Origin of the sequence: Nocardiopsis sp. Huas11 (assembly GCF_003634495.1) — a bacterium.
Lineage (GTDB): Bacteria > Actinomycetota > Actinomycetes > Streptosporangiales > Streptosporangiaceae > Nocardiopsis.
In genome coordinates this window covers 3,719,257-3,731,789 of the sequence record NZ_RBKY01000001.1, presented here as the reverse complement: position 1 = coordinate 3,731,789, position 12,533 = coordinate 3,719,257, and the positions used below count along the sequence as shown (strand labels likewise).

General features: G+C 72.7%; 10 protein-coding genes. 6 read left to right on the top strand and 4 right to left on the bottom strand.

Annotation, left to right across the window (positions count from 1 at the left end; translation table 11 throughout):
- Window positions 1-225: 225 nt before the first annotated feature.
- The 5 genes from tkt (at window position 226) to pgl (ending at window position 6,945) form a co-directional block, all read left to right on the top strand.
- Window positions 226-2,319, top strand: coding sequence for a transketolase (gene tkt, locus DFP74_RS17070; RefSeq protein WP_121182682.1), 2,094 nt, complete (start codon window positions 226-228; stop codon window positions 2,317-2,319).
- 86 nt (window positions 2,320-2,405) lie between these two features.
- Window positions 2,406-3,512: a transaldolase gene (gene tal, locus DFP74_RS17065; protein ID WP_121182680.1), complete on the top strand. Its 1,107-nt coding sequence runs from the start codon at window positions 2,406-2,408 to the stop codon at window positions 3,510-3,512.
- 133 nt (window positions 3,513-3,645) lie between these two features.
- Window positions 3,646-5,250: a glucose-6-phosphate dehydrogenase gene (zwf, locus tag DFP74_RS17060; protein ID WP_121182678.1), complete on the top strand. Its 1,605-nt coding sequence runs from the start codon at window positions 3,646-3,648 to the stop codon at window positions 5,248-5,250.
- Between the two features lie 25 nt (window positions 5,251-5,275).
- The gene (locus DFP74_RS17055) at window positions 5,276-6,196 is read left to right on the top strand and encodes a glucose-6-phosphate dehydrogenase assembly protein OpcA (protein WP_121182676.1); all 921 of its coding nucleotides are present in this window, start codon (window positions 5,276-5,278) and stop codon (window positions 6,194-6,196) included.
- Between the two features lie 2 nt (window positions 6,197-6,198).
- On the top strand, window positions 6,199-6,945 hold the full coding sequence (pgl, locus tag DFP74_RS17050; protein ID WP_121182674.1) for a 6-phosphogluconolactonase: 747 nt from the start codon (window positions 6,199-6,201) through the stop codon (window positions 6,943-6,945).
- A 46-nt stretch (window positions 6,946-6,991) separates the two neighbouring features.
- Here pgl and DFP74_RS17045 read toward each other — a convergent pair whose 3' ends face one another.
- A complete protein-coding gene (locus DFP74_RS17045; protein ID WP_121182672.1) occupies window positions 6,992-8,467 on the bottom strand; it encodes a UDP-N-acetylmuramoyl-L-alanyl-D-glutamate--2,6-diaminopimelate ligase in 1,476 nt (491 codons plus the stop codon).
- A gap of 422 nt (window positions 8,468-8,889) precedes the next feature.
- Complete coding sequence (locus DFP74_RS33550) at window positions 8,890-9,318, bottom strand: DUF6069 family protein (protein WP_158613011.1); 429 nt, start codon at window positions 9,316-9,318, stop codon at window positions 8,890-8,892.
- A 129-nt stretch (window positions 9,319-9,447) separates the two neighbouring features.
- On the opposite strand from DFP74_RS33550, the gene DFP74_RS17035 reads away from it, so the two are divergent.
- Complete coding sequence (locus DFP74_RS17035; RefSeq protein ID WP_121182670.1) at window positions 9,448-10,506, top strand: AraC family transcriptional regulator; 1,059 nt, start codon at window positions 9,448-9,450, stop codon at window positions 10,504-10,506.
- Here the strand turns inward: DFP74_RS17035 and DFP74_RS17030 are convergent.
- Window positions 10,428-10,817: a hypothetical protein gene (locus tag DFP74_RS17030; protein ID WP_121182668.1), complete on the bottom strand. Its 390-nt coding sequence runs from the start codon at window positions 10,815-10,817 to the stop codon at window positions 10,428-10,430. The two genes, DFP74_RS17035 and DFP74_RS17030, sit on opposite strands and share 79 nt — an antisense overlap.
- 112 nt (window positions 10,818-10,929) lie before the next feature.
- A complete protein-coding gene (locus DFP74_RS17025) occupies window positions 10,930-12,531 on the bottom strand; it encodes an alpha/beta hydrolase (protein WP_233571008.1) in 1,602 nt (533 codons plus the stop codon).
- Window positions 12,532-12,533 lie beyond the last annotated feature (2 nt).

Sequence of the window (12,533 nt, the reverse complement as noted above, 5' to 3'; positions counted from 1 at the left end):
CTGTCGGGACTTACCAGACCGCCGCGGCTGTTGTCCGGGATGATGACGCAGGGACCGCAGGGTCCCGGATCCGGCGTCGGCGGTGTCGTGCCCCGCACACCCCCCGCGGGCCGCAGCCACCGGACCCGAGGGCGCCGGCGCCGGCCCCGACGACGAAAGCCCACAACAGCCGCCCCTCGCGCCCACCCGGGCACGACGGGTGCCCGAGAAGGAGAACGCAAGTCCGTGAACGCCCACACCCCGCAGACACTGGAGTGGTCGGATCTCGACCTCCGCGCCGTCAACACCGTTCGGGCCCTGGCGATGGACGCCGTGGAGAAGTCGGGTAACGGACACCCCGGTACCGCGATGGCCCTGGCTCCCGCCGCCTACCTCCTGTTCCAGAAGGTCATGCGGCACGACCCGGCCGCCCCCGACTGGGTGGGCCGGGACCGGTTCGTGCTGTCGATCGGTCACTCCAGCCTCACCCTCTACATCCAGCTCTACCTGGCCGGCTACGGCCTGACCCTGGACGACCTCAAGGCCCTGCGCCAGTGGGACAGCCTCACCCCGGGCCACCCCGAGGTCGGCCACACCCCCGGCGTGGAGACCACGACCGGCCCCCTGGGCCAGGGCGTGGGCAACGCCGTCGGCATGGCCATGGCCGCGCGCCGCGAGCGCGGGCTGTTCAACCCCGAGGCCGGTCCGGGCGCGAGCCCGTTCGACCACCACGTCTTCGCCTTCTGCTCCGACGGCGACGTCCAGGAGGGGGTGAGCCACGAGGCCAGCGCCCTGGCCGCCACCCAGAACCTGGGCAACCTCATCATGATCTGGGACGACAACCAGATCTCCATCGAGGACGACACCCGGATCGCGCACTCCGAGAACGTGCTGGAGCGCTACCGCGCCTACGGCTGGCACGTCGAGGAGGTCGACTGGACCGCCACCGGCGAGTACGTCGAGGACGTCGACGCCCTCTACCAGGCGATCCTGCGCGGTAAGGCCGAGACCGAGCGTCCCACCTTCATCAAGCTGCGCACGGTCATCGGCTGGCCCGCCCCGAACAAGCAGAACACCGGCGCCATCCACGGCGCGGCCATCGGCGCCGACGAGATCACCGCCACCAAGGAGATCCTGGGTCTGCCCGACGAGCCGTTCGGGGTCCAGGACGACGTCATCGAGCACACCCGCCGCGCCCTGGACCGGGGTCGCCAGGCGCGTGCCGAGTGGGAGAAGACGTTCCAGGCCTGGCGCCGCGGCGCCGGCGAGCAGGGCGACCTCTTCGACCGCCTGCAGTCGGGCAAGCTGCCCGAGGGCTGGACGGACGCGCTGCCGTCCTTCGAGGCCAGCGAGAAGGGCATGGCCACCCGCAAGGCCAGCGGCGAGGTGCTCAGCTCCATCGCCCCGGTCCTGCCCGAGCTGTGGGGCGGCTCGGCCGACCTGGCCGGCTCCAACAACACCACGCCCAAGGGCGAGCCGTCCTTCCTGCCCTTCGACCGCGCCAGCAGCATGTTCCCCGGCAACCCGTACGGGCGCGTGCTGCACTTCGGCGTCCGTGAGCACGGCATGGGCTCGATCCTCAACGGCATCGCCCTGCACGGGCCCACCCGCCCCTACGGCGGCACCTTCCTGGTCTTCAGCGACTACATGCGCCCGGCCGTGCGCCTGGCCGCGCTGATGAAGCTGCCGGTCACCTACGTGTGGACGCACGACTCCATCGGCCTGGGCGAGGACGGCCCCACCCACCAGCCGATCGAGCACCTGTGGGCGCTGCGCGCCATCCCCGGCCTGGACGTGGTCCGCCCGGCCGACGCCAACGAGACGGCCGTGGTCTGGCGCAAGGTCCTGGAGACCGGCGACCGCCCGGCCGCGCTCGCACTGACCCGGCAGAACCTGCCCGTGCTGGACCGCGAGGAGTACGCTCCCGCCGAGGACGCGGTCAAGGGCGGCTACGTCCTGGCCGAGGCCGACGGCGGCACCCCGGAGGCGATCATCATCGCCACCGGCAGCGAGGTGCCGATCGCCCTGGAGGCGCGCCGGGCCCTGGAGGCCGACGGCACGCCCACCCGCGTGGTGTCGATGCCGTGCGTGGAGTGGTTCGAGTCCGAGAGCCAGGAGTACCGGGAGCAGGTCCTGCCCTCCTCGGTGCGCACCCGGGTCTCGGTCGAGGCCGGTATCGCCATGGGGTGGCGCTCCTACGTCGGCGACGCCGGCGCCTCGGTGAGCCTGGAGCACTTCGGTGCCTCCGCGCCCTACCAGACCCTGTACGAGAAGTTCGGCCTCACCGCCGACGCCGTCGTGGCCGCCGTCCGCGACAGCGCGGCCCGAGCCGGACGCTGACACCGCGGGCCCCGCCGGAGTATCCGGCGGGGCCCGCCCCCTGTGTGCGAGTGGGCGGCGACGCCCTGTGAGAAAGGCGCGAGAACATGACCAACGCACTCAAGACCCTGTCCGAGTCGGGCGTGTCCGTCTGGCTGGACGACATCAGCCGTGAGCGACTGCGCACCGGCAACCTGACCGACCTGATGTCGACCCACCACGTGGTCGGCGTCACCTCCAACCCCACCATCTTCGACAAGGCGCTCGCCGAGGGCGACGCCTACGACGAGCAGGTCCACGACATGGGCGTGCGCGGGGTGTCGGTGGACGAGGCCGTCCGCCTGCTCACCGCCTACGACATCCGCTGGGCCGCGGACACCCTGCGCCCGGTCTACGACGCCACCGACCGCCTCGACGGCCGCGTGTCCCTGGAGGTGGACCCGCGCCTGGCCCGCGAGACCGAGCGCACCGTCGCCGAGGCCAAGGCCCTGTGGTGGCTGGTGGACCGGCCCAACCTGATGATCAAGATCCCCGCGACCGCCGAGGGCCTGCCCGCGATCACGCGGGTCCTGGGCATGGGCATCAGCGTCAACGTCACGCTGATCTTCTCCCTGGAGCGCTACCGCGAGGTGATGGACGCCTACCTGGAGGGCATGGAGCTGGCCCGCGCCAACGGCCACGACCTCTCCCGGATCCAGTCGGTCGCGTCCTTCTTCGTCAGCCGTGTGGACTCCGAGGTGGACAAGCGGCTGAAGGCGATCGGCACCGACGAGGCCGAGGCCCTCGTGGGCAAGGCCGCCGTGGCCAACGCCCGGCTGGCCTACCAGGCCTACGAGCAGGTCTTCGCCTCCAAGGAGTGGCAGGCCCTCGCCGAGCACGGCGCGGCGCCGCAGCGCCCGCTGTGGGCGTCCACCGGCGTGAAGGACCCCGCCTTCGAGGACACCCGCTACGTCACCGAGCTCGTGGCGCGCAACACGGTCAACACGATGCCGCAGGCGACCCTGGACGCGACCGCCGACCACGGCGTGATCGCGGGCAACACCGTCCTGGGCACCTACCAGCAGGCGCAGGCCGACTTCGCCGCCCTGGAGAACGCCGGAGTGAACCTCACCGAGGTCTTCGCGCTCCTGGAGGAGGAGGGCGTCACCAAGTTCGTCGACTCCTGGGAGAGCCTGCTCAAGGGCCTGTCCGCCAAGCTCGACGCGCTGTCCTGACCCGGAGCGTCCACGTCACCGGCCCCGGGCCCGCACCACGAGCGGGCCCGGGCACGGCTTTCCACCCTCGGCCCCAGCCACGAGTCCCCGGCCGCTCTCAACGAGGAAGAGTCTCGCAGTGAAAGAACCGGTGATGCCCGGAGCGGTACCCAACCCGCTCCGCAACGCCCTGGACCGACGCCTGCCCCGCATCGCCGGCCCCAGTGTCCTGGTGCTGTTCGGTGTGACGGGCGACCTGGCCCGCAAGAAGCTCCTGCCCGCCATCTACGACCTCGCCAACCGCGGCATGCTGCCGCCGGGCTTCGGCCTGGTGGGCTTCGCGCGGCGCGACTGGGAACACCAGGACTTCGCCGCGCAGGCCTACGAGGCGGTCCGGGAGCACGCCCGGACCCCCTTCCGCGAGGACGTGTGGCGCCAGCTCAGTGAGGGCGTCCGCTTCGTCCAGGGCGATCTGGACGACGACGACGCCTTCGACCGCCTGGCCGAGACCGTGCGCGAGCTCGACGCCGCGCGCGGCACCGGCGGCAACTACGCGTTCTACCTGTCGCTGCCTCCCAAACTGTTCCCGACCGTGATCACCCAGCTCAAGCGCAGCGGTCTGGCCGAGTCCCCGCAGGCGCGGGCGGGAGCCGCGGCGGCGTCCGCCGAGACCGACGGCTCCTCCCCCGCGCGGGACGAGCCCGCGGGCGTCACGCCGTGGCGCCGGGTGGTGATCGAGAAGCCCTTCGGGCACGACCTGGAGAGCGCCCAGGAGCTCAACGCGGTGGTGGACGACGTGTTCCCCCCGTCGTCGGTGTTCCGCATCGACCACTACCTGGGCAAGGAGACGGTCCAGAACATCCTGGCGCTGCGCTTCGCCAACACGCTGTTCGAGCCGCTGTGGAGCCGCAGCTACGTGGACCACGTGCAGATCACCATGGCCGAGGACATCGGTGTGGGCGGGCGCGCGGGCTACTACGACGGCATCGGTGCCGCGCGCGACGTCATCCAGAACCACCTGCTGCAACTGCTCGCGCTGGTGGCCATGGAGGAACCGGTCTCCTACAGCGCCGACGCGATCCGCGCCGAGAAGGAGAAGGTGCTCTCCGCGGTGTCGCTGCCCGAGGACCTGGCCACCGGGACCGCCCGCGGCCAGTACTCGGCCGGCTGGCAGGGCGGGGCCTCGGTGGCCGGCTACCTGGAGGAGGACGGCATCCCGCCCGACTCCGTCACCGAGACCTACGCGGCCCTGAAGCTGTCGGTGGGCACCCGGCGCTGGTCGGGCGTGCCCTTCTACCTGCGCACCGGCAAGCGGCTCGGCCGACGGGTGACGGAGGTGGCCCTGGTGTTCCAGGCGGCGCCGCAGCAGATGTTCCCGCGCACCGACGTCAGCGAGCTCGGGCAGAACGCCCTGGTCCTGCGCATCCAGCCCGACGAGGGGGTGACGCTGCGGTTCGGTTCCAAGGTGCCGGGCGCCACCATGGAGGTGCGCGACGTCAGCATGGACTTCACCTACGGGCAGTCCTTCACCGAGGCCAGTCCCGAGGCCTACGAGCGGCTCATCCTGGACGTGCTGATCGGCGACCCGCCGCTCTTCCCGCGCCAGGAGGAGGTCGAGCTCTCCTGGCGCATCCTGGACCCGGTCGAGGAGTTCTGGGCCAAGGAGGGCCGGCCCGAGCAGTACGGGTCGGGTACGTGGGGGCCGGAGTCGGCCCACGCCCTGCTCGCCAGGGACGGCCGCCAGTGGCGGCGGCCGTGACCACCATCGCTTTGGGGAGGCTTGGATGACGCTCTATCTGCCGCGTACCACCACGGCGCAGATCACCGAGGCGCTCATGGCCGAGCGGCACAGCGTCGGCGGCGGTGCCATGAACATGGTCCTGACCCTGGTCATCGTCACCGACGAGGCGGACCACTACGACGCCGTGCGCGCCGCGACCGAGGCCGGGCACGAGCACCCCTCGCGCGTGGTCGCGCTGATCCGGCGCGACCCGGGCGCGGAACCGGCGATCGACGCCGAGATCCGCCGTCCGGGCACGTCCGGTCCGGGCGAGGCCGTGCTGCTGCGCCTGTACGGCCCGCTGGGCCAGCACGCCGACTCCGTGGTCACTCCGCTGCTGGTGCCGGACGCGCCGGTCGTGGCGTGGTGGCCGGGCGTGGGCCCGGTCGACCCGGCCGAGGACCCGGTGGGCCGTTTGGCCCAGCGGCGGATCACCGACGCCCTGCGCGCGCCCGACCCGGTACGCGACCTCGCCGACCGCGTGGCCAACTACCGGCCGGGCGACACCGACCTGACCTGGACGCGGCTGACCCCGTGGCGCTCGCTGCTCGCCAGTGCCATGGACCAGCCCTGCGGGTGGGTGACGGCGGCCCGGGTGACGGCGGAGGACCACTACCCGAGCGCGGAGCTCATGGCGTCGTGGCTCTCGGACCGTCTGGAGGTGTCCGTGGAACGGGCGACCTCCCACGGCCCCGGGCTGACCGAGGTGCGGCTGACCACCGAGCACGGGGACATCACCATCTCCCGTGTGGACGGGCGGGTGGCCACCCTGTCCCGGTTCGGGCAGCCGGACCAGACCGTGGCGCTGGCGCGGCGCAGTGCTTCCCAGGCCCTGGCCGAGGAGCTGCGCCGTCTGGACGCCGACGAGATCTACGAGAGCGCGGCCCGCCACTTGGGGGCCTCGCTCTCCGGAAGCGGAGCATGAGGATGAGTGAACCGGAGGTCGTCCGCCACCCCGACGGCGGAGCACTGGCGGACGCGATCGCCGACGCGCTGGTGGAACGGACCAACGCGGCGCTGGCCGAGCGGGACGTCGCCCACCTGGTACTGACGGGCGGCGGGATCGGGATCGCGGCGCTGCGGTCGCTGCGCCGCGCCGCCGAGCGCGCGGGCCTGGACTGGTCGCGGGTGCACCTGTGGTGGGGGGACGAGCGCTTCCTGCCCGCCAAGGACGCCGAGCGCAACGAGACGCAGGCGTGCGAGGCGCTCATCGACCACATCGACATCCCGGCCGACCACGTGCACCCCATGCCGGCCTCGGACGGGATCGACGGCGACCACGTGGAGCACGCGGCCACGCGCTACAAGCGCGAGCTGACGCGGGCCGCCCACGGTGAGGCGTCGGTTCCCGACTTCGACGTGTGCATGCTGGGCGTGGGGCCGGACGCACATGTGGCGTCGCTGTTCCCGGGCCTGCCGCAGGTGCGCGAGGACGAGGCGGCGGTGGCGGCGGTGCGCGAGTCGCCCAAGCCGCCGGCGCGCCGGGTCACCCTGACGATGCCGGCCCTGCGCTCCGCCCGCGAGGTGTGGGTCCTGGCCTCGGGCGAGGGCAAGGCCGAGCCGGTCCGGCTGGGGCTGGCCGGGGGCAGTACGGACGAGGCGCCGGTGGCGGGGGCGCGGGGCAGGGAGCGCACCCTGTTCTGGGTCGACGAGGCGGCCGCCGCGCGGATCTGACCGAGGGCCGCCCCGGGTGCGCCCGGGGCGGTCGGCGGCGCGGGGATCAGGCCGGGGAGAGCTCGCGCACGGTCGACATGTCGTCGAAGGGCAGCAGGTCGTCACCGACGATCTGGTAGGCCTCGCTGCCCTTGCCCGCGACCAGGACGACGTCCCCCTCACGGGCACGGGAGAGCGCGAGAGCGATGGCCCGGTGGCGGTCGCCCTCCCGCTCGAAGGCCGTTCCGGTCTTGCGCAGGCCCTGGGCGACCTGGTCCATGATCGTCTCGGGGTCCTCGTAGCGCGGGTTGTCCGAGGTGAGGACGCAGAGGTCGGAGTAGGTGCCCGCGATCTCACCCATCCAGGCTCGCTTGGTGGTGTCGCGGTCCCCGCCGCAGCCGAAGACGGTGATGACCCGGCCGGGGGCGAAGCCGCGGATCGTGGCGAGGACCTTGTCCAGTGAGTCCGGTGAGTGGGCGTAGTCCACGATGACCGACACACCGTCCGGTGTGCCGAAGTGCTCGAAACGGCCCGGGATCTGCGGCATCCGCTCCAGCGCGGCCAGCAGACCGCCGAGATCGTGGCCCAGCACGTGGCAGGCGGCCAGGGCGGCCAGGGCGTTGGACACGGAGAAGCGGCCCGGGACCGGGATGGCCGCCGGGTACTTGCGGCCGTCGTGGTGGAGGACGAAGCGCGTGCCCGAGGCGTCGACGACGAGGTCGGTGGCGCGGTAGTCGGCCTCGGCGTCGATGGCGTAGGTGGTCACCGCGCCCGGCATCAGCGCGGGGATCCCGGCGCCGACGGGATCGTCGGCGTTGACCACCGCCCGGCGGCACATCCCGCCGAACAGCAGCAGTTTGGCGTCCCGGTAGCTGTCCATCGTGCCGTGGTCGTCCAGGTGGTCCTGGGACAGGTTGGTGAACACGCCCACGTCCACGAACGACCCGTCCACCCGGTGGTTCAGCAGCCCCATGGACGTCGCCTCCAGGACGACGCTGTCGCAGCCCCGTGCGCGCATGCGCGCCAGGAGGTACTGCAGGTCCGGCGCCTCGGGGGTGCTCAGCACCGACCTGGGCATGGGGATGCGGTCGTCACCGGTCCGCGCGCCGGAGGTCCCGATGACCCCGACCCGGGCGCGCTTGGAGATCCTCAGCAGCGATTCGTACATGGACGAGACCGACGTCTTGCCGTTGGTGCCGGTGATGGCGACGACGTCCATGCCGCGCCCCGGCTCACCGTGGAAGCGCACCGAGGCCAGTGCGACGGCGGTGCGGGTGTCGATCACGCGCACCACGCGCACGTCGGCGGTGTCGGGCCAGGTCCCGTCCGGCACCTCGTCCTCCACGAGGACGGCGACGGCGCCCCGCGCGAGCGCGGTGCCGATGCCCTCGACTCCGCCGGTCGGATGGCCGGGCCGGGCGACGTAGAGGGATCCGGTCGTCACCCGGTCGGCGTCCAGGCAGGGCGCCGCGGTGATCAGGACGTCCTTGTCGCCGCGCACTACCTGGTGGTCGTGGCCGTTCAGCAGCTCGCTCAGTTTCACAGCGGTCCCTTCGGAAGTGGCGCGGCCGTCGGACGACCGGTGCCGGTGGGCGCAGCCGACGGGATCGCCGCGGGCTGGCGAGGGGTAGGGCGGCGCGGGTCGAGATCGCGGGCGCCGCGGAGAGACCGCCGCGGTGGCGGCGGAACAGGATCGTCAGGGGTGGCGGTGAGGTCGCTAACCGTGTCCGTGCAGGGCCCGCAGTCCGGTGCGGGGCGCCTCTGGCACGACGGAGGTGGACCGGCTGACCGTCGCGGCGGAGCCGGCGGTATCAGCGGCCGAGGGCGTCACACGGGAGGCCCGGACCGGGCTCTGATTCACCGCGTGTGCGCCATCCATGCTCCGAGTGTACGCGCATGGTCCGTGCACGACGGCGGGCCGGCCCCCGGTAGAGCTCCGGGGGCCGGCCCGCCGTGGGTGCGGGGTCAGGCGCTCCGGGCGGAGCGCCAGAACACCGGAATGAGGATCGCGGCCGCCACGACGTGCGTGGACAGCAGGACCGCCTCGGTGGCGACGTCCCCGCCGACCGACATCGAGGGCAGGAACGACAGCAGGAGGACGACCACCGCCGCGGCCGTCCACACCGCCCGGGCGCGGTGCCTGAGAACGAGTTCGGTCAGGGCGAGGGTGCCCCATCCGAGGAGGCCGAAGACCGCCGTCCACATGGCGAAGGCGGCCACCGGCACGGGACCGGGCTCCATGCCCGGCATCGAGATCACCATGCCGACGCCCGCGAGCGGGGCGAGGGCGCCGATCAGCGCGTTGACGACGGTCGCGGCGGCGACGGCGCCCAGACGGCGCGGCCAGGCGCGGCGGACGGTCTCGGGGGAGGTCGTGGTCGTGGTCGTGGTCATGGTCGTTTCCCTGCCTCTGGTAGGTACGGAATCGACCGTACTCACGGGCCGCAGATACTTCCAATGCGTGAGGCGATCCGATCTATACGCCAGCGTCCACGGCGACATGTCGTGGGATATGCTCGCGCCATGGACGTACTCAGCGACGTGATCTCCACCGTCCGGACCGGACGCCCGGTCGCGGCGCGGGTCGAGTGGTACGCGCCCTGGGGGCTGCGCCTGCCCGGCAGCGGCGGCGGGTCGTTCCAGGTCGTCCTACAGGGCTCGGCCTGGCTGCTGGTGGAGGGCGAGGAGCCCCGCCGGCTGGCCGTGGGCGACGTGGTGTTCCTCCCGCACGGCCAGGTCCACACGCTGGCCGACTCCCCTGGGACCCCCGTCACCGACCTGCGCGGCGCGACGCACCTGAGCGAGGGCGGGGTCGAGCTGGGCGGCGGCCGACCCGGCGCGCCCGTGGCCGACCTGGTCTGCGGACGCGAGGGCCTGCGGCCGTTCCGGACGGCCGCGCTCGGCGACCGCTCCGACGACGCCGTGCCCGCCTGCGTCACGGTCGGCGGCTCCTACCACTCGTGTACGACCCGGCGCCATCCGCTGATCGCCGAGCTCCCCCGGGTGGTCCACCTACCGCATCGCGTGGGCGCGCGCCCGGAGCTGGCGGCGGCCGTGGACCTGCTGGGCGGCGAACTGGACCGGCCCCGGCCCGGCAGCGACGCGATCATCCCGTCCCTGCTGGACATGCTGCTGCTGTTCATCCTCCGGGCGTATCTGGAGGAGCACAGACCCGACAGCGCCTGCGGCTGGGTCGGAGCGCTGCGCGATCCGGCGGTGAGCGCGGCGGTCCGGGCGGTGCACGAGGACCCGGCCCACCCGTGGTCGGTCGCGGAGCTGGGCGAGCGCGCGGGACTCTCCCGCGCGGCCTTCTCCAAGCGCTTCACGGGCATGGTCGGCCAGTCCCCGCTCGCCTATGTCACCTGGTGGCGGCTGACGTCCGCGGCACACCTGCTGAGGGAGGGCGACCTGCCGCTCAGCTCGATCGCGGCGAAGGTGGGCTACGGGTCGCAGTTCGCCTTCGCCAACGCGTTCAAGCGCGAGTTCGGCCTGCCGCCCGGCCGCTACCGCGCGGGCGCGCCGCCGAAGGACGACGAACGCCACGTGAGCGCGGCGAACAGTGGGACGCACACCAGCGCGTAGGGGGTCGGCCCCAGGAAGATCCCGAGGGGGTCGCCCGTGAACAGCGGAGCGCTCCCCGCCAGGACCAGCAGGGCCGTGACCACCGTGGCCGTCCCCGCCGTCCACACCGCCCAGCGCGGCCGGTCACCGGCCCGCGCCAGGACGGCCGCGGCGGCGGCGAAGCCCAGGATCAGCAGGAACGGCACGACGATCCAGGCCACCATGCCCGCACCGAAGTCCCCCTGCGCCAGGAACGTCGTCACCACCAGATGGGCGCCGCCCAAGAAGAGCGCCGCCCCCGCCGCCGCGTAACCGAGCCGAGTGTTCGTCATGGCTCCCCTTTCCTCACCCCCAGCCTGGCCGGGACCGGGGGCCCGCGCCTCCCCCGCCAGGGGGACGGCGCTCACTCCCGGGAGGGAGCCCCCGAGGCGGGATCCGCCGCCCCTACAGCATCCCGGGGCACGACAGCCCCTCCTCGGGCACCGTCCCGTCGATGAGGTAGTCGTCGAGTTCGCTCTCCACGCACGAGCTGACGCCGTAACCGTAGATCGTGTGCCCGGCCCCTTCGTAGGTCACCAGGGTCGCCGTCTCCAGCTGATCCGCCAGCCGCTGCGCCCAGGCGTACGGCGTGGCCGGGTCGCCGACCGTGCCGACGACCACGATCGGCGGCGCGTCGGGAGCGGTGAACCCCGTGGGCGCCTCCTCCGTCTCGGTCCAGTACGCGCAGGGCAGGACGGTCCACACCCCACCCGAGAAGAAGGACGCCTCCGCCGTGGTCCTGGCCGCGGCCTCCCGATAGGCCTCGACGTCGGTGGGGTCCTCGCGGTCGGCGCAGTTGATCGCGGTCATCGCCGAGGTGGAGTCCTCCCACTCGTCGGCGGCGGCGCGCGGACGCGGCGAGGCGCCGACGGCCCCGAACGCGTACTCGTACAGGTAGGAGAACGACGTGTCGATCTCCTCCTCGTCCTGCGCCCGCACCGCACGGATCGCCTGGGAGATGTCCTCCCACAGGTACTCGTCGTAGAGGGCCATCGTGATCATCCACGCGAAGGTCCAGGAGTCCACCGGTTCCCCCTCGACCTCGGGGAGTTCGGCGTCCAGGTAGGCGAAGACCTCGTCCATGTCCGCCTCCGCCCCGTCCGCGCTGTCGAAGGGGCACGCGGCCATGTCCGTGACGCAGTACTCGACGAACAGCTCCCAGGACTCCTGGAAGGCGACGTCCTGCTCGTAGGCGGCCTCGGCGTTGGTGTGCTCGGTCTCGACCGCGCCGTCCAGGACGAGGGCGCGCGTGGCCTGCGGGTACATCTGCGCGTACAGGGCGCCGACGTAGGTGCCGTAGGAGTAGCCGAGGTAGGTGAGCGCGTCGTCGCCGAGCGCGTCGCGGATGATGTCCATGTCGCGGGCGACGTTGACGCTGCCGATGTTGTAGAGGAAGTCCTCACCCGCCTCCTCCGCGCAGTCCTCGGCGTACAGGCGCGCCGCCCGCTCGAGCGGGACCAGCTCCTCGTCGGTCAGGTCGGCGGGATCGGTGTCGCCGATGTTGGCCAGGACACGGTCGATCTCGTCCCAGTTCCCGCACTCCAGCCCCTCGCTGCGCCCCACACCCCGCGGGTCGAAGGAGACCAGGTCGAAGGAGGCGCGGACCCGGGGGCTCATGGTCTCCCAGAACAGGGTCTCGGAGCCGGTGACGCCGGGTCCTCCCCCGTTGATGACCAGGGAGCCCAGGGGCTCGTCGCCGGTGGCGGCGGCACGGACCATGTGCAGGTCGAGCGTGCGGCCGTCGGGATCGGCGTAGTCGAGGGGCACGGAGACGGTGCCGCAGTCCAGGGCTCCCAGCCAGTCGCCCTCCCCGCCTTCGTCGACGGCCGCTTCGAGGTCATCGCCGGTGTAGCACGTGTCCCACTCGATCTCCTGGCCCGCGAACGCCTCCGGTGTGCCGGGCTCGACGGCCCTGTCCGCCGCCGCCTCCTCGATGTCGTCCGGCTCCTCCTCGGCCGGGCCGGGTCCGGGTGCGCCCGTGCACCCGGTGAGAAGGACCGTGGTCATGC